This is a genomic window from Acinetobacter sp. B51(2017) (assembly GCF_003711395.1).
In the GTDB taxonomy this organism is placed as follows: Bacteria; Pseudomonadota; Gammaproteobacteria; order Pseudomonadales; family Moraxellaceae; genus Acinetobacter.
Genome location: NZ_PJRJ01000003.1, coordinates 1 through 16,815 on the forward strand (window position 1 = coordinate 1; position 16,815 = coordinate 16,815).

A 16,815-nucleotide genomic window follows, 5' to 3' on the forward strand; every position below is an offset into this window, starting at 1 on the left:
AAGGTGTTGAATTGATTACGTATCATCGCAAGAACATGCGACCATTAGAACTCTCATTAGAGGATGAGCTTATGCTGAGACAACGCAATAAAATAGAGACGATCTTTAGCTTATTGAAGCAAAAATACAACCTAGTAAGCAGTCGCCATCGTTCTATTTCAGGTTATTTCGCAGGGATTTATGCATCACTCTGTGCTTATCAAATCTGTCATGAAAATAAGCCTCAATTTATAAAGATGTAAAATCAGGCTTATCCATGATTCGGGTTATTTAGCATTTGGCTTAATCAGCAGTTTAGTTTTAAGCGCTTGCAGTAAACCCACTGAGCAAGCTCAAAGTCAACCAAACAGCAGCTCAGATTCATTAAAACAATTGGTTATTGGTTATCAAAAGTCGTCTTTAAACTCAATTACCTTAAAATCTGACCCACAATTATTACAACAACATTTTCCAAATACGCACATTGCATGGAAAGAGTTTCCGGCAGGGCCGCAATTATTAGAGGCTTTATCAGTGGGTTCAGTGGATTTTGGCTCGGTGGGCAATACACCGCCTATTTTTGCCCAATCTGGCAATAAAAACTTAACTTATATTGCCTATGAAAAATCACATCCTAAAAGTTTAGGTTTATTGGTGGCCAAAGAGAGTCCGATTCAAAGCTTGCAAGATTTAAAAGGCAAACGCATTGCACTGCAACGTGGCTCCAATGCCCATGATTTACTGGATAAAATTTTGCAAAAAGCCAATTTAACTTGGTCTGAGATTGAACCAATTTGGCTGGCGCCTGCCGATGCGCGTGCAGCTTTTGACAAAAAAACTGTCGATGCTTGGTTGATTTGGGAGCCGTTTCAATCTGTGGCTTTGCAAAATGGACATGCTCGTGTCTTAACCGATGCAGCGCCATTTGAACAAGGCTATTCCTTTATTATTGCCAATCCTGACTTTCTCAAACTGTATCCGCAAGCAGCCAGACAATTTATTGCTGCGTCGAATGCTGCAGCCCAATGGGTGGTTGATCATCATGACCAAGCGGTAAAACTCTACAGCCAAGCGATTGGTGTTAGCCCTAACATTGCCGACATTGTGCTACAAAAACGCTATCAACCGTCTTTACTCGCCACGCTCACCCCCAATGTCGTGGCAGCACAGCAAAGTATCGCTGACCGTTTTAGTGCCGAAAAACTGATTCCACAATCGATTGAAGTGGCAAAGTTTGTCTATACTGTGCAACCTTAAATACGCTAAATAGCAGCCCAAGGCTTGCTATTTAATGGCAACTGCATGTTTATCGGGTAACAGTTGAATTTGGACATGCTGATAAAATTTAATGCGTGGATCATGCGGGTCGCTATGCACTTTGGCAAAAAAATGGTCATCCGCAAATAGCTGCGCATAAGTTCTATAGCCCAAGGCCAACACTTTGGCTTTATGCCCTCTTTGCTCAAATTCTGCAATTAAACGATTGATCTTTTGTGGATTTAAATCTGTCATCGTATTCCCCTTATCTGCATAAATGCAGCTTTAGTTTTAAATGTGCATGTTGACAAAAAGATGACAGCCGCTGAAAGTGACTTGATTTTTCTGATCTGATACACATCTTAATAAGATTTATAGGTTTGATATGTGAATATGAGTTACAAACACAATAACTTAATGGCCATGCGTGAACAGTATTGGCAAGATCAATCGGCACAAGTACGTAGCGAAAAAGCCGCTTTACAGCAATGGTTACAAGAGCAGCAATTATTTGTACAACCCAGTCTTGAAGATGCCAAATACGTGTTTTTTCAGTTGCCCAGTCACATTATTATTCAAGGTTATGCCTTAGGCTTTATGCATCCACAGGTCAAAAATTTAGTATTTTCTTTTTTAACAGCACAAAAAACTCAGCTTATGCAAAAACTGCCATTTAAAGTGGCTTTTCGTTGTTAAAGCAGGTTTATGTTGCTGCGCTGCTGTCTTGCCTTAAATTTAAGCGGACTCTAACCCTACCTTTACGTCAGTACTTAGGCTATTTTTTAGATGATCTGTTGCCAAAATGTTGTTAGCTGCATGTTTGAACTTTTTTAATACGTTCAGACAGGTTAATATCCAGTACAATCAAATTATTCTGCGAATTATTGCATCTTCAAGGGTTTAATACATGTCAGATCAGTACGATAAGCTTAAACAACTCAAAACTTCCTCTATGGATCGACGCTTATCGATCGCTAAAGCATCCCTCCTCGCAGGTACACGTTGGGCTGCATCAAGTGCCAGTTCGATGTTTGCCAGTGAAGCAGAAAAAGAAAAAAAACGTAAACAAGCCATGAAAGAGCAAGCTGAATATTTGGTGGCTGAAATTGGCAAGCTCAAAGGTTCAATTGTAAAGATTGGCCAAATGATGGCACTGTATGGCGAGCATTTTCTACCTGAAGAAATTACCCAAGCCTTAAATACCTTAAATAACCAAACTGTGGCACTCGATTGGCCGGCAATTAAAAGCCAATTACGCCAACAATTAGGTAGCAAACTTGATGAGTTAACTATTGACCGTGAGCCTTTAGGCACAGCATCTTTAGCCCAAGTGCATCGCGCCGTGCGTAAATCTGATGGCTTAGAGTTAGTGCTTAAAGTGCAATATCCAGGTGTAGCAGATGCCATTGATTCGGATATGAGCCTGTTTAAAAATATGCTCAAACTCACGCGTATGGTACCGCAAACCCGTGAATTTGATCAGTGGTTTGATGAAGTGCGCGAAATGATGCACCGTGAAGTAGATTACGGCATTGAGGCTGCTACCACACGACGTTTTGCCCAGCGTTTACAACATGATCCGCGTTATATCGTCCCGACCATTATTGATGAATACTGCACCAACCGTGTGCTGTGTATGACCTATGAACGTGGTGTACCGATTAACAGCCCTGTGATGTTGTCTTTACCACAAGAACGTCGTAATCGTTTAGGTGAAGCCTCACTTGAAATTGCGGTACGGGAAATTTTTGAATGGGGCGAAATGCAAACCGACCCGAATTTTGGTAACTATTTAGTTCGTTTAGGCAATGGCCAAGATCTACAAGACCAAATTGTCTTGTTAGATTTTGGCGCAATCCGCCAATTTGATGCACATTTACTTGGCATGGCGCGTAACTTAATTAAAGCAGGTTATTATCACGATCCAATTGCTATGGTGAATGCCATGCGTGGCTATGAGTTTTTTGATGCCATTCCTGAGGCGATTAAACCCGATATGGCGAAAGTGTTTTTATTGGCCACAGAAGCGTTTAGCAGTTTAGACAACAATAAACAAATTCCTGAAGGCGTGATGGATACCGATCATCGCTATGATTGGAAAAAAAGCCAATTGCATAGTCGCGTGATGCAACAGGCTTCTAAATCGATGGCATCGCGCTACTTTAGTGTGCCGCCCAAAGAATTTATGTTTATTAGTCGCAAGTTCATTGGTGCGTATACCTTTATGACCGTGATTGAAGCCAAAACCAACGTACATAGCATGATTCAAAAGTATATTTAACGATGGTGATGCTAAAGAGGTGCCCTGCATCTCTTTTTTTTATGGGTTTATTATGTATTTTCTACGTTCAATTCAATCGCAAGATGATGCCGCGTTAGCGACGATTATCCGCCAAGTTTCCCAAGAATATGGCTTAGCCCCAGAATCTGGTTTTGCTGTCGCGGATCCAATTCTTGATCATTTGTCAGCAGTGTATAGCCAACCCAAAGCGGCATATTGGGTAGTCACTAATGATTATGGTGAAGTCTTTGGCGGTGGCGGAATTGCACCATTACAAGGCGCGGATCATATTTTAGAAATTCAGAAGATGTATTTTCTAAGCGATATTCGCGGGCAAGGTTTAGCCAAACAAATTTTAATGCAGGCCTTTGAATTTGCCCAAGCGCAAGGAGCAAAGCAAATTTATTTAGAAACGACCGCCTGCTTACAAGAAGCTGTTAGCTTATATGAGCGTTTAGGGTTTGAATATTTAGATGCACCACTTGGCAATACTGGGCACAGCGCTGCTTGTGAAATTTGGATGGCAAAAACCTTATAAAAAAAGCCCGCGATTGCGGGCTTTTTCAATTAAAAGGCAAACTTTAAGTTTAAGTAATATTGCTGTAAGCGTGGATCACTAAATTTACTTAAATAAGTATTGGTCATGTCTTTTTCTGCTTCACCAAACAGATTTTTGATGCCAAAGCTAATTTCAGGCGACCCATATTGAGCCAAGTTACTGCTATAACGTGCATATACATCATGGTACATCTGTGCATCAACCGTATCTTTGCCTTGTAGCAAAATTGCGGTTTCATTTTTTAGATCGTATTTGCCATAGTATTGCATTGCCCAACCAAAGCCCCATGCATCTGTGGCTTGTAAAAATGCCGCTGCATTAAAACGATGTTTTAATGGCCCTGCATCATCATTATTAGGGTCATTTAAATAGCTTGTCGCTGCTTTGCCGATTTGTTCTTGCTGATTATATTTTTCTGTCCAAGTATAACCGGCATTTAAGTTAAGCTCACCCAAACGGGTGTTCATTTGATAAGACACTTGCGTGTCGATGCCACTGGTTTCTAACCATAAGGCATTAAATGGCGTGGTATTTACAGTTTGTAAATTACCCTCTGCATCACGGATAATGCGATCGGCATAACGACCATCTTCGGCATTGGCATCTAAAATCGCCTGCGCGCTTAAACTGGTAATATTGTTATTTTTTTCAATATTAAAGTAGTCAATTGTCCAGCGCAGACCTGCTACAGCTTGCGGCGTAATCACTAAACCAGCACCAAAACTCGTCGCGGTTTCTGGGGTTAAATCCGGATTACCGCCTCCTGTAGTAAACAGCTCGACTTGCTGATTGCCATTTAAAGGATCCGTCACTGTGGTTTCTGTGGTGGCTAACGTTTCTTCGGCTAATTGCGCAGCCGTCGGCACAATAAAGCCTTTGCTATATGAACCGCGCAGCATAATGCTGTCATTGGGTGCCAAACGAAAACCCAATGTCGGTGACGTTTGGCTAAAATCACCACTATTTTGAATACTGTAATTTTCATAACGTGCTGCCAATTGTAGATCAAACAGCTTTAACCATGCTAAATCCTGCTGCGCTGAAATCAATGGAATATTAAGTTCGGCATACAGTGATTGGCTATCGACCGCTTTTTGGGTAAAGGGTAAATCAGGATTATTTAAAGATTGGGTTTCAGAACGACTGCTACTTTGCCAATCAGTGTAACCTAAGCCTGTCGCAAGGGTAATGTCACCGGCATACCAAGTGGCAAGTGGACCATGCGCGCGTAAGTTCCATTCTTGTAAGGTCTGATCGGTATCGTTTTGCGCAACAGCCCAATAACCTTGATTTAAATCTAAATCAAAACTGGTTACATCGGTTAAGAAATCAATTTTACCACTGGCAATATCTGCATTAAATTTGTTAGTGCCTTTGGTTGGACGACGTTGGTAACGAATACTTTTATCGGTATTGCTCCATGCATAGTCGCCAAGCACACGCCAATCATCTGTAATTTTATATTCAAAACCGGTGGCTACACGTTGCATGGTGGCATCCATCTCACGGTTACGTAGACTTAAACCATTTGCATAATCTGGTGAATAAGTAATTAAAATATCTTTACCAAATGGGTTTTGTGGATTATCCGCGGTTAAAGTGACGGTACCAAAGCCATGGTAATTACCAGCACTTGCCACATGTTGGCGCTCGTAAGCAGCTTCTACATAAACATTCAGTTGATCGCTAAAATCACGATTGATATTTAAGCTATAAGATTCATTGTCTTGTTCACCAATTAACGTGGCAGCACCCGAATCGCTACCAATACCATTGGCCAGTCCTAAGGCATATTGCCCAACAGTGTCTTTAAACGGTTCAATTCCTTCAGCCGAACCAGTATAGCCTTTGGGTACATAAGCATAACTTGAACCGGCGCCTGCAAAAAGTTCAGAACCATCTTTGCTACGAATATTGGTGAGATGTCCCATTGGTGGATTGACAGCCACACCTTTGCTGCTGCCATAAATTGCATCAGGATTATTGGCTAATTCAATTTGGCGTTCTTTGAGTTTAAAGCCACGGTCACGGGCTTTAAGTTGATTGCTGTCTTGTTTTTGTGCCGTAAACATAACTTGAGTACGACCATCTTCTAAGGCAAAACCTGTGGTGAGGTTTAAAGTGGTCATGGCACTATCGGAATTGACGCTATTGTCATAACGAAGATTGGCTTCTGTACCGACATAATCACGGCGTAACACCACATTGATCACACCGCCCAAGGCATTACTCCCGTATAAGGCAGCGGCGGAACTTGGTAACACTTCAATTCGCTCAATCGCTGCTAAAGGGATGCCTTTTAAGTTTTGTTGGTCGCTCGCTTCGGAGACACCGCGCCCGCCTACCCCAGCGCCACGGCGCCCATTAATCAGCACTAATGTATGACTTGCGCCTAAACCACGTAAATTAATTTGACTAGTGTTGCCTGTCCAACCACTGGCAGAATCGTTAGCCACAGCAACATTCATGCTGAGGCTTTTTTGTAGCAATTCATCAATGCTCGTGGCACCCGACTTTGCAATCTTTTCACGATCAATGATTTGATATGCCTGTGCATCATCCTCTGTACGTACTAAGTCCATATTGCCATGAAAGGCCTGTTGTTCTGCCTGCGCAGTCAAAGAAATGGTATCGAGTACATTGACTTCAGCAAATGCATTTGCACCTTGACCACACATGGCTAAAACAATACTACTACGCAACAATTGCTGCGGCGTGCTACGCCCCAAAGCTAAACCGAGCATAAACATCATCCTGATACTAAAAATTACACAATTTGAACGCATAATAATCTAATTGATAATTATTTTCATTAACATTTAATAAATATTTTCCTGATAAATCATATAAATAGTTTAAATAAAATCTATAATTTCTAAATCAATATTCGCGTAAATCTAAAAATCTAAAAAAATCGCTTGTGTTTTAAACGCTGCTACTTAAAATAACCTACCTATCGTTAGGTAGTAAAGTAAAACCTCATGTCTCATTCCAATGTCAGTTTAAAACTGACTTTATCTCTTGCCATCGTGGTTGCCCTTGGTCCTGCAGCCATTGATATGTATTTAGCCTCTATGCCGCAAATGGCTCAAGATTTACAGGTCTCTTATGCCGCTACACAATGGACTTTAACCATATTTTTAATGGCCATGGGTTTAGGTCAATTGGTTTTTGGCCCTTTATCTGATGCTTATGGACGACGTATTCCCCTACTTGCTGGTATTGTGACTTATATTGGGTCTGCATGGGCAGCAAGCGTCGCGACTAGCTTAGAATGGCTCATCATTGCCCGTTTATTACAAGGTTTAGGCGCTGCCACTGCAATTGTGGTGGTGATGAGTATGGTGCGTGATGTGGCAGAAGAACAACAAGCCGCGCAGTTATATGCACTACTCAATAGTATTGTGGCACTTGGACCAATTATCGCTCCAGCTTTAGGTGGATTCATTGGCGCGCACTATGGTTGGCAAGGCATTATGCTGTTTTTAGCGGGTCTTGCTAGTCTGGTTTTGGTGAATAGCTTATGCAATATTCCAGAAACCCTGCCTGCCCATCAGCGTGAAAAGATAAACTTAGCTCAAGTCTTCCATGTATATGGCAAAATTCTTAAACAACGCTTTTTTATGCTGCAACTGTTCGCATTGTCTGCGGTGTTTTTCTTCTTATTTGCTTATATTGGTGGTTCATCGTTTATTTACCAAAACAACTATGCTTTAAGCGTAGAACAATTTGGCTTGGTGTTTGGTTTAACCAGTATTAGCTTAATTGCGGGCGCATCTTTATCAGCATATTTAGTTAAAAAAATGCCGCTATCACGGTTAGCTTATTTAGGGGCTTTTGCAATGAGCATCGCCGGTGTGGTGTGTGTGGTTGCTGAGGTGTGTGGCTTTGGTTTGGTAGGAATGGTCAGCGGAATTGCCTGTGCCTTACTGGGTCTTGGGATTTTAGAAGCGACAATTATGGCATTGGCGATGAACTCACAACATCAAAACTTAGGTGCCAGTGCGGCATTATTGGGCGCTGTACCCATGGTATTGGCATCCACAGCAACCCCGCTTGCTGGCGTGTTAGTTGAAATCAATAGCCTATATTGGGTAGGATTACTGGGCGTAATAGGCCCTGTCATTTTATTTTTGGTGCATACCTCACTCAAAACTCAACCCACTCAAGCTTAAAGGTTTTTTATGTCACATCCGCCGCTTCGTTCCGCTGCTAAACAACGCATTTGTGATGCAGCCTTACAGCATTTTGTGACTTATGGCTATGATGGCGCATCTTTAAATCAAATTGCCGAAATGGTGGGTATTCGTAAAGCCTCAATTTACGCACATTTTGCCAATAAAGATGCCTTGTATTTAACCTTGCTTGAAGATGCAATTCACGCTGAAAACGAATTTATTAGGAGTTGCTTTGAAGCTGCACACGCCTTGCCTGGGCAACATTATTGTGAAAGTTTAAAGCAGCATTATCAGGAGGCTTGGCATTTCCGTTTTTTACTGCGTACTGCTTATGTACCACCAGATAGCTTACGTGAGCAAATTACCCGTTTATACAACGCACATTTAGCGCTGTGCCAGCAGCAGATCACCCATGCTTTAGCTGAGTATGATGCAGGTTTGGCAAAAATGGACTATTTAAGTGAAGCCTATTTAGGCTTAGTCGATAGTCTGCATGTTGAATTGTTATATGCTGGCACGGCGCGGTTTGATGTACGCTTACAGGCCATGTGGCAGTTATTTGCCACTGCTTTACAGCAGCATCTCAGCCCTTAACTTAGGCGATTTAAACATCATTAAATAGGGCATACATTGTTGATCATGCATGCCATATACCTTTAAGCCTGTGCCAATAATCCTAAAATCGCCGCCACAGGATCTTCGCTATTGCCTGCTAAGAGTTGTTTATGCATGGTGATATGCTGCATCACCTGAATTTGCGCAGTTTCGACCGACATTAATTTTTCGATCTCTTGGCTGAGTTTTTCAGGTGTGGCATCGTGCTGAATTAACTCCTGAATCACTTTTTTACCGGCAATAATGTTGGGTAAAGAATAGTACGGAATCTTAATTAAAAATTTAATCACATGATAGCTCAGCCAATTGAGCTTATAAAAGGTCACCATTGGGCGATGTAATAACATGGCTTCTAATGTCGCTGTACCCGAAGCTAAAGCAATAATATTCGAAGCATTCATCACTTGTCGCCCAATTTTGGATTCTTTGCCAATATTTTCCACAATCTGAATACGTTGTTGTACATCTTGAGGATAGCTATCTAAAAGTGCTTGTATTTGCTCACGCCGTGCTTCGTTAATGGCAGGAATTAAGAACTGATAATCCTGATGTTTAGCCATTAAAATTTGTGCGGTATCTAAGACTAAAGGGCCTAAACGTTCAATTTCCCCACGGCGACTGCCTGGTAATAGCGCAATATGTTTAGCCTTACCATCTAAACCCAGCTCAGCTTTTGCCTCTTGCATCGGATTATTGAGTGGTAACTCACTAGCAAGTGGATGCCCCACACAAGCAGCGGGTACTTGCCATTTTTGGAAAAAGGTTTTTTCAAATGGAAATAAACACAGCACTAAGTCGATTGAAGCTTTAATCCCATGCACCCGACCTTGACGCCATGCCCATACCGATGGACTGACATATTGTACGGTTTTAATGGGTAACTGCAGTTGCTTGATTTTTTTAGAAACTCTTAAATTAAAATCAGGTGCATCAATACCAATAAACACATCGACAGGTTGGTGTTGCCAACGCTCAATTAGCCCATCACGTACCGCAAAGAGTTTTTTAATGTCTTTAAGAACCTCGACAATTCCCATCACCGACAACACATCCATGGGATAAGCGCTTTTAAAACCTTCGGCAATCATTTGCGGCCCGCCGATGCCTTCAAATTCGACCTCAACTCCCTGCTCACGAAAACTGCGCATCAGTTTCGCGCCTAAGGTATCTCCTGAGACTTCACCCACCACGATCCCGATTTTAAGTTTTCTATTTTGCAATTGCGTGTCCCTATCCAAGTTAAAGCCGAGCGCTATCTTAACATAGACTGAGCAGCGCATTAGCCACAAAAAGACCGTCATCGTCTGTTGAAAAATCAACATTTAGCCTGTAAAAAATCCCATTATGCTGTGTTGATCATGCTGATCTCCTCGCATATCACATTATTTTTTCGTCAAACAATCATGCCTTGACGATTTTAAAGCGCTTCTTGTGCTGCATTTACGTCCATCTTTTCGCTTGGCTTTAGTATTAAACTCCAACCGTGGGCGTGTAAATGCAGCTATTTAAGGCTAAAACACGCTTATTAAGTCATACTTACCAGTTCTTTATCTGTTTTTTGCATAAATAAATCATTAATCAAGACAACGTCTTATATATAAAAGTCATAACATACGCGGGTATTTTGATATCTGGCATATAAGCATGTTTGGTCCATTTGAATTTATTTTAGCAGGTGTATTGGTTGGTTTTTGTGTAGGGGTCACAGGTGTAGGCGGTGGTTCTTTAATGACCCCCATTTTAATTAGCCTATTTCGTATCGAACCGCATATCGCGATTGGTACCGACTTGCTCTATGCTGCTATCTCTAAATTCTGTGGTTCTTTAGTACATGCCAAAAAAATGAATATTGTCTGGCCGATTGTACTGTGGTTAGCGGTAGGTAGTATTCCCGCTTCATTTGCTACCCATTGGGTCTTAGAGAATTTCTTAAGTCAATCGACGCATTATAAGGCAGTATTGACCATGGTACTGGGCTTTATGTTGACCTTAACTGGCTTGTCTATTGTCTTTCGTAACAGCGTCGAAAAATTCTTTAATAAGTTTCGTGCTAAAGATCAACAAGAGCTCAATACGGTGCAGTCGCGTGAAGAGCTGGCAGCACAAGCCAAAAATAAACGCGTATTTATTATTTTAATGGGGATTGTGCTGGGCGTATTTGTCACCTTATCATCTGTTGGTGCAGGGGCTTTTGGGATTATGGCCTTGGTGATTATGTTCCCTAATTTACCGATGATTCGTATTATTGGTTCAGACGTGGTACATGCTGTGTTACTGACCTTAGTTGCAGGTTTAGGCCATATGAGTGCAGGCAATGTCGATTTCGCGCTCTTGGGTTGGTTACTCTGTGGTTCTATTCCTGCTATTGTGGTCGGCACTTTAGTCAGCTCACATCTGCCTGAAAAAATTATTCGTAAAATTTTAGGCATTACCCTATTTGCACTTGGGGTTAACTTTATGATTAACCCAGTAAAATCTAAGCCTGCCCAAACTACTCAAAGCGCAGCGATTGTGGTCCAGCAACAGCACACAGCTGCTTAAATATACAGCACGATTCATCACTTTTAGTTGGAATGACTATTAGACTTTTTGATAGGAAACCCAGTCTTGAATCGTGCTATATTCAAAGCAGGAACTTTTTTATTTGTAGATCAAACCAGTGACGGCAATGAATACACGACAGTCAAATCCAATTACACAATCTGACATTGATGACGTGAATGTAAAAAGCATTCAGCCACTTGTAACGCCAGCTGAGCTTAAAGCTGAGTTACCATTGACTGAAACTGCTTATCAAACCGTCCTTAAAGGTCGCGAAACGATTCGCAATATTTTAGATGGTCAAGACAAACGTCTATTTGTGGTCATTGGCCCATGTTCGATTCATGATCCAAAAGCGGCGCATGAATACGCAGATCGTCTAAAAGTATTAAGCGAACAAGTCAAAGACACCCTATATATTGTAATGCGTGTGTATTTTGAAAAACCGCGTACCACAGTCGGCTGGAAAGGTTTGATTAACGATCCAGATATGAATGACTCATTTAACATTGAAAAAGGTTTGCGTTTAGGGCGTAAATTATTGCTTGAGTTAAATGAAAAAGGCTTACCATGTGCCACAGAAGCTCTTGATCCAAACTCACCACAATACTATCAAGATTTAATTTCATGGTCGGCAATTGGTGCGCGTACCACAGAAAGCCAAACCCATCGTGAAATGTCATCTGGTTTATCATCCCCTGTTGGCTTTAAAAACGGGACTGATGGCGGCTTAACCGTAGCAACCAATGCCATGCAATCGGTGAAACATGGTCATAGCTTCTTAGGTCTAAACGAAGCAGGTCAAGTCTCTGTGATTCATACCTCAGGTAACCCTTATGCACATGTGGTATTACGTGGTGGTAATGGCAAACCCAACTATGACGCAGGCTCAGTTGCCGATGCAGAGGCTGCTTTAGCCAAAGCCAAAGTGAGCAATAAAATTATGATTGATGCCAGCCATGCCAACTCAAACAAAGACCCGTACTTACAGCCATTAGTGTTACGTAACATTACTGAACAAGTCCTCGATGGCAACAAATCAATTGTCGGGATTATGGTCGAAAGCCATTTAAAAGGCGGTCGTCAAGATATTCCAGCGAATCTATGTGATTTAGAATATGGTAAGTCAGTGACCGATGGCTGCATCGACTGGGATACCACCGAACAGGTATTGCTCGAAATGCACAATGCCTTAAAAGATGTTTTAGTCAATCGTTAATACACCTTTGTATACTACTAGACGCCATCTTAGGATGGCGTTTATCATTCAGATACAATAACAATCAAGGCAGCGCGATGAACGAACTTGAAACACAATTAAGTCAAATTCAGCATTTCCAATTTGTGCATGAGCATTTATTCACTTCAGGACAACCCAGCGCCGAACAATTGGCACAAATTAAAGCCTATGGCATAATAACGGTCATTAATTTAGCGTTAAATAGTGCCACCACTTCTTTACCTAACGAAGATCAATTGTGTCTCGATTTAGGTCTCAATTATCTACAAATTCCAATTTCTTTAGACACCCCTTCTCCAGATCAATGTTTGTTAGTGTTAGATTTACTTGACCATTTGGTTCAAGAACAAATGTTGTGGATTCATTGTCAAAATAATCAGCATGTGAGTAGTTTGATGTATGTATATCGCCAATATTATATGGATATGGATATGCCGACTGCACAGCAACTCTTACATGATATTTGGCAACCTAACGAAACATGGACCGGTTTAATTCATGCGGTTACTTTACAATTACAAGGTCGTAAAGCAACCCGAGAGCTTAATTTATCGTTAATGAAAGTAGATCACTTTGCTTGACGACTAATCAGCACCGTTGCCGTTGATAAAATTCCTTCTTGGCGACCGGTAAAACCCAATTTTTCGGTAGTGGTAGCTTTAACGCTAATTTGATTCACATCTACGGATAAAACATCCGCAATACTTTGGCGCATGGCTAAATTGTGTGGGGCTAATTTCGGACGCTCACACGCCACGGTAATATCGGCATTATTCAGCACATAACCGCGGTCTAGGATCAGCTGATACACATGCTGAAGTAAAACTCGACTATCTGCGCCCTTAAAACGTGGATCAGTATCTGGGAAGTGTTGACCAATATCACCCAAAGCCAAAGCACCCAATAAAGCATCAGTTAAGGCATGTAAAACCACGTCACCATCGGAGTGGGCTTTTAAGCCATGGCTATGCGCAATTTGAATACCCGCCAAAGTCACAAAGTCACCCGCTTCAAAGGCGTGCACATCAATACCCTGACCAATTCGAATGTGTGGCATCATGCTTGTTCTCCCAAACAAATAAATCTTAGAAATGTTGTATTCATGCTTTTGATTTCGCTATATTAGCAAGCAGCACAATCTCGACAAAGTATAAGCGATCATGTGGCAAAATACCGATAACAATCTGATTAAAACGCTTGGCCTACTGGGTTTACTGTGTGGCTCAAGCATCGCCACGGCAAGTATGATTGACTGTCAGCCTACCCAGCGCCAAGGGATGTGCGCCAACGCCTTACATGAAGTCCGCCAAAAACTTAATACGCATTATTTAACAGCACTTTTGGTCAGTGATGCCCCAATTCGTTTATTACAAGACAGTCAAAGCTTGTGGCTACAGCGTGCCAAACAATGTAAATCCACGCGCTGTTATAGCCAACAAATTGAGCAGCGGGTAGATGATTTAAATTTATATATCTCACTCAATCAAACCCTTACCCAACATTATTTAAAATTTGAGCAAGGTCAAATTGCAGCACAGCCTGTGCATTTAAAATTGCATCAATTGGGCAAAGACAGTATTAAAATCGAAGGCATCGCCTATCGTAATCCCAATAATCGTATCGAGAGCCAAACGGTTAATTTTTTAGCCTACACCTCGCCACAAGAAAAAACCCGCATTGTGGACAATGAACATGATTGTCAATATGCCTTTTCCTATTCCAAAGCCATTTTGGTGGTCGATACTCAACAACAAGGCTGTGAGCGTTTTAGCGGTGTCTATCGTCTCTACGATTAAACAGCAAGCTTAAAAGTCATGCTTAAATAGGATGCTGACGACCGATTTGTTGGCTAATCATCACCGCAGTGGCAGCAGATAGTGTCCAACCCAAATGCCCATGCCCCGTATTATAAAAAATGCGTTCGCGTTTACCTCGTGCAACAACAGGCATCATATTGGGCATCATTGGTCGCAATCCCGCCCACGGTATGACACTTTCAGTGCATAGCTGAAAATTACGATTCACCCAATCAATCAGCGGCTGAATACGGTCGGCACGAATATCTCGGTTATAACCATTAAATTCTGCTGTGCCTGCGACCCGTAGGCGATCTTGTCCTAAACGTGAGGTCACAATTTTAGCACTTTCGTCGAGTAAACTCACCCAAGGCGCGTTTTGCTGGCTTTGGGCATCATGTAAATTCACAGTAATGGAATAGCCTTTGACTGGATAAACATTCACCCGATCGCCCAAGCGCTGAGCTAAATGGTAGCTACCGACACCGCCACATACCAACACAGCATCCACCTGTAGGTCTTGAAGGCTGTTGACATCTTGCTGCATATTTTCTGGACTGGCATGATAAACCACTTTTACTCCCTGAGCATGGGGTTGAATATCGCTCACTTGCATGCCAAATAAATAACGCACGCCATATTTTTTACAGGCTTTGGCAAGACCTACACTAAATTTATGGATATCGCCTGTGGCATCACTTGGGCAGTAAAAACCTGCATAATATTGCCCCGTTAAACTCGGTTCAATGGTTTTTATTTCATCCACCGTGACTGCATGACGTTCTAAACCGCCTGTACATAGTAAATCATTGACCCGCATAGCAACTTCATAATCTTGCTTGCTATGGTAAAAGTGTAAAATACCGCGTTTTTCTAAGTTAAACTCCAGCTGCTCTTGCTCGGCAATGGCAAATAGACGCTTTCGTGCCAACAAGGCCATTTTTACTGTATCGCGGGTATTGGCTTCATAATGTTTAATATTGCCCAAAAACTCTACTAACCAAGCATATTTATGTAAATCAAATGCGGGGTTTAATAACAGTGGTGCAGTTTTTTGCGACATCCATTTTAGTCCTTTTAACACGGTGGCTTTTTGGTTCCATACTTCTGCATTACAGGCAGACAGTTGCCCACCATTGGCAAATGAGGTTTCCATGGCAGGATAAAGATGTTGATCAATCACCGTAACTTGATAACCCATTTTAATGAGTTCATAGGCAGACGTTATACCGGTGATGCCTGCTCCAATAACCAAAATATGACACATAACAGACTCCTTGAAATGTTATTGTTGTTTTGCATTTCATTTTCTCCCCATCTGTCATGTTTACCTGAGAGTTTTGCCCCTTCGGTGAGTTAAGTCTGGCTTAACTTCTCTCCAGAATGTGTTTACAGCTTGTAGTCCTTTTGCCTGAGAGTTTCCTGGGGTGTTGCTCCTTCGGCGGACCTTTGTCTCTCTCCTACAGGCTTAAGTAGATTATGAGCAATTTTTATACCAAGCAAAGCATAAGATTTGTTCAAGTTTTGCAGCTTAGTATTTTCCGTTTTATGCGCAATAGCTTTTGTTGTGCCGTCACCTTTGGGTATTCGCCATGTTATTTCATCAGTATAAAAATATCATTCAGCAATATACGATTGAGGAATTGTTACAGAGTGATCTATTGCAGCTCGCGCACACCCACAATATCAGTAGTTATTACACCCCTTTTGAGCATCTAAATACGCAAGCTAAAGTGGTATTGGTCGGCATCACACCCGGTAAAGTACAATGGAGAAATGCGCTCACTGCAACACAAGCTGCGCTTTCACAAGGTTTGGAAGATCATGAAGTTTTGGCCTATTCCAAGCAACAAGCTGCTTTTAGTGGCCCAATTCGCAATAATTTAATTAAAATTTTGGATGCTATTGGTTTACCCGAGAAATTACAGCTCCAATCAACAGCAGCATTATTTGATCATGCACAACATTTGGTGCATATGACTGCCGTGCTACCCCATGCCATATTTGTAAAGGGCAAAAATTATAATGGTACCAGCCCCAACATGTTAAAAAATGCCTTTTTATATCAGCAAATTCAACACTATTTTTTACCCAAAATTCAATTACTTCCAAACAGTTTGTATATTCCACTAGGGCAAAGTGTGATTGATGTCTTAATACATTTATCAAGCTTAGGCTATTTAAAAGAGCAACAAATTTTGCAAGGTTTTCCACATCCTTCAGGCGCGAATGCAGAACGTATTCAATATTTCTTAGGGCTTAAACCGCGTGCAGATTTATCTCGTGTCACTGATCCGGTTAAAATTGATCAAGCAAAAAGCCAATTGATGCAACAAATGCAAGATTTACATTTTTAAGGTATTAAAAAA

Annotated in this window: 17 protein-coding genes and 1 riboswitch; of the genes, 12 read left to right on the forward strand and 5 right to left on the reverse strand. The window is 41.5% G+C overall.

Features of this window, described 5'->3' with window-relative positions:
• Together CYK47_RS02110 and CYK47_RS02115 are read left to right on the forward strand one after the other, a co-directional pair.
• Positions 1-242 (forward strand): transposase (locus tag CYK47_RS02110; protein WP_213072418.1); only part of this gene is annotated, 242 nt, incomplete at its 5' end.
• A 10-nt stretch (positions 243-252) separates the two neighbouring features.
• Positions 253-1,236: an aliphatic sulfonate ABC transporter substrate-binding protein gene (locus CYK47_RS02115; protein WP_122898472.1), complete on the forward strand. Its 984-nt coding sequence runs from the start codon at positions 253-255 to the stop codon at positions 1,234-1,236.
• A 27-nt stretch (positions 1,237-1,263) separates the two neighbouring features.
• On the opposite strand, the gene CYK47_RS02120 is transcribed toward CYK47_RS02115, so the two are convergent.
• Positions 1,264-1,491, reverse strand: coding sequence for a hypothetical protein (locus tag CYK47_RS02120; RefSeq protein WP_122898473.1), 228 nt, complete (start codon positions 1,489-1,491; stop codon positions 1,264-1,266).
• Between the two features lie 138 nt (positions 1,492-1,629).
• Between CYK47_RS02120 and CYK47_RS02125 the strand changes: the two genes are divergently transcribed.
• The 3 genes from CYK47_RS02125 (at position 1,630) to CYK47_RS02135 (ending at position 4,055) form a co-directional block, all read left to right on the forward strand.
• Positions 1,630-1,932, forward strand: a complete 303-nt coding sequence (locus CYK47_RS02125) for a hypothetical protein (RefSeq protein WP_122898475.1) — start codon at positions 1,630-1,632, stop codon at positions 1,930-1,932.
• A 211-nt stretch (positions 1,933-2,143) separates the two neighbouring features.
• Complete coding sequence (locus tag CYK47_RS02130; RefSeq protein ID WP_122898477.1) at positions 2,144-3,517, forward strand: ABC1 kinase family protein; 1,374 nt, start codon at positions 2,144-2,146, stop codon at positions 3,515-3,517.
• A 52-nt stretch (positions 3,518-3,569) separates the two neighbouring features.
• Complete coding sequence (locus tag CYK47_RS02135) at positions 3,570-4,055, forward strand: GNAT family N-acetyltransferase (protein WP_122898478.1); 486 nt, start codon at positions 3,570-3,572, stop codon at positions 4,053-4,055.
• Between the two features lie 29 nt (positions 4,056-4,084).
• On the opposite strand, the gene CYK47_RS02140 is transcribed toward CYK47_RS02135, so the two are convergent.
• Positions 4,085-6,820, reverse strand: coding sequence for a TonB-dependent receptor plug domain-containing protein (locus CYK47_RS02140; protein ID WP_164709134.1), 2,736 nt, complete (start codon positions 6,818-6,820; stop codon positions 4,085-4,087).
• 237 nt (positions 6,821-7,057) lie between these two features.
• Between CYK47_RS02140 and CYK47_RS02145 the strand changes: the two genes are divergently transcribed.
• Complete coding sequence (locus CYK47_RS02145; protein ID WP_122898482.1) at positions 7,058-8,251, forward strand: multidrug effflux MFS transporter; 1,194 nt, start codon at positions 7,058-7,060, stop codon at positions 8,249-8,251.
• Positions 8,252-8,260: 9 nt separating this feature from the next.
• Positions 8,261-8,848 carry a TetR/AcrR family transcriptional regulator gene (locus CYK47_RS02150; RefSeq protein WP_122898484.1) on the forward strand — a complete coding sequence of 196 codons (588 nt, stop codon included), beginning with the start codon at positions 8,261-8,263 and terminating at the stop codon, positions 8,846-8,848.
• A gap of 62 nt (positions 8,849-8,910) precedes the next feature.
• On the opposite strand, the gene lpxB is transcribed toward CYK47_RS02150, so the two are convergent.
• A complete protein-coding gene (gene lpxB, locus CYK47_RS02155; protein ID WP_122898486.1) occupies positions 8,911-10,089 on the reverse strand; it encodes a lipid-A-disaccharide synthase in 1,179 nt (392 codons plus the stop codon).
• A 424-nt stretch (positions 10,090-10,513) separates the two neighbouring features.
• Between lpxB and CYK47_RS02160 the strand changes: the two genes are divergently transcribed.
• The 3 genes from CYK47_RS02160 to CYK47_RS02170 all read left to right on the forward strand — a co-directional run bounded on the left by CYK47_RS02160 (position 10,514) and on the right by CYK47_RS02170 (position 13,231).
• Positions 10,514-11,410: a sulfite exporter TauE/SafE family protein gene (locus CYK47_RS02160; protein WP_122898487.1), complete on the forward strand. Its 897-nt coding sequence runs from the start codon at positions 10,514-10,516 to the stop codon at positions 11,408-11,410.
• Between the two features lie 127 nt (positions 11,411-11,537).
• Positions 11,538-12,629 carry a 3-deoxy-7-phosphoheptulonate synthase gene (locus tag CYK47_RS02165; RefSeq protein ID WP_122898747.1) on the forward strand — a complete coding sequence of 364 codons (1,092 nt, stop codon included), beginning with the start codon at positions 11,538-11,540 and terminating at the stop codon, positions 12,627-12,629.
• Between the two features lie 77 nt (positions 12,630-12,706).
• Positions 12,707-13,231: a protein tyrosine phosphatase family protein gene (locus CYK47_RS02170; RefSeq protein WP_122898489.1), complete on the forward strand. Its 525-nt coding sequence runs from the start codon at positions 12,707-12,709 to the stop codon at positions 13,229-13,231.
• Here CYK47_RS02170 and ispF read toward each other — a convergent pair.
• Positions 13,219-13,710, reverse strand: a complete 492-nt coding sequence (ispF, locus tag CYK47_RS02175) for a 2-C-methyl-D-erythritol 2,4-cyclodiphosphate synthase (protein WP_122898491.1) — start codon at positions 13,708-13,710, stop codon at positions 13,219-13,221. The two genes, CYK47_RS02170 and ispF, sit on opposite strands and share 13 nt — an antisense overlap.
• A 100-nt stretch (positions 13,711-13,810) precedes the next feature.
• Here ispF and CYK47_RS02180 point away from each other — a divergent pair, with 100 nt between their 5' ends.
• A complete protein-coding gene (locus CYK47_RS02180) occupies positions 13,811-14,446 on the forward strand; it encodes an A1S_1983 family putative colistin resistance protein (protein WP_122898493.1) in 636 nt (211 codons plus the stop codon).
• A gap of 22 nt (positions 14,447-14,468) precedes the next feature.
• On the opposite strand, the gene CYK47_RS02185 is transcribed toward CYK47_RS02180, so the two are convergent.
• A complete protein-coding gene (locus tag CYK47_RS02185) occupies positions 14,469-15,713 on the reverse strand; it encodes a D-amino acid dehydrogenase (RefSeq protein WP_122898495.1) in 1,245 nt (414 codons plus the stop codon).
• Between the two features lie 122 nt (positions 15,714-15,835).
• A riboswitch (glycine riboswitch) is annotated at positions 15,836-15,919 on the reverse strand.
• 119 nt (positions 15,920-16,038) lie between these two features.
• Here CYK47_RS02185 and CYK47_RS02190 point away from each other — a divergent pair.
• Positions 16,039-16,803 (forward strand): hypothetical protein, encoded by a 765-nt coding sequence (locus tag CYK47_RS02190; RefSeq protein ID WP_122898497.1) that lies wholly within the window; start codon positions 16,039-16,041, stop codon positions 16,801-16,803.
• Positions 16,804-16,815 lie beyond the last annotated feature (12 nt).

Coding starts and splice junctions, on each gene's coding strand:
- CYK47_RS02120 (WP_122898473.1), bottom strand. CDS start 1,491: ATGACAGATTTAAATCCACAAAAGATCAATCGTTTAATTGCAGAATTT.
- CYK47_RS02125 (WP_122898475.1), top strand. CDS start 1,630: ATGAGTTACAAACACAATAACTTAATGGCCATGCGTGAACAGTATTGG.
- CYK47_RS02130 (WP_122898477.1), top strand. CDS start 2,144: ATGTCAGATCAGTACGATAAGCTTAAACAACTCAAAACTTCCTCTATG.
- CYK47_RS02135 (WP_122898478.1), top strand. CDS start 3,570: ATGTATTTTCTACGTTCAATTCAATCGCAAGATGATGCCGCGTTAGCG.
- CYK47_RS02140 (WP_164709134.1), bottom strand. CDS start 6,820: ATGCTCGGTTTAGCTTTGGGGCGTAGCACGCCGCAGCAATTGTTGCGT.
- CYK47_RS02145 (WP_122898482.1), top strand. CDS start 7,058: ATGTCTCATTCCAATGTCAGTTTAAAACTGACTTTATCTCTTGCCATC.
- CYK47_RS02150 (WP_122898484.1), top strand. CDS start 8,261: ATGTCACATCCGCCGCTTCGTTCCGCTGCTAAACAACGCATTTGTGAT.
- CYK47_RS02160 (WP_122898487.1), top strand. CDS start 10,514: ATGTTTGGTCCATTTGAATTTATTTTAGCAGGTGTATTGGTTGGTTTT.
- CYK47_RS02165 (WP_122898747.1), top strand. CDS start 11,538: ATGAATACACGACAGTCAAATCCAATTACACAATCTGACATTGATGAC.
- CYK47_RS02170 (WP_122898489.1), top strand. CDS start 12,707: ATGAACGAACTTGAAACACAATTAAGTCAAATTCAGCATTTCCAATTT.
- ispF (WP_122898491.1), bottom strand. CDS start 13,710: ATGATGCCACACATTCGAATTGGTCAGGGTATTGATGTGCACGCCTTT.
- CYK47_RS02180 (WP_122898493.1), top strand. CDS start 13,811: ATGTGGCAAAATACCGATAACAATCTGATTAAAACGCTTGGCCTACTG.
- CYK47_RS02185 (WP_122898495.1), bottom strand. CDS start 15,713: ATGTGTCATATTTTGGTTATTGGAGCAGGCATCACCGGTATAACGTCT.
- CYK47_RS02190 (WP_122898497.1), top strand. CDS start 16,039: ATGTTATTTCATCAGTATAAAAATATCATTCAGCAATATACGATTGAG.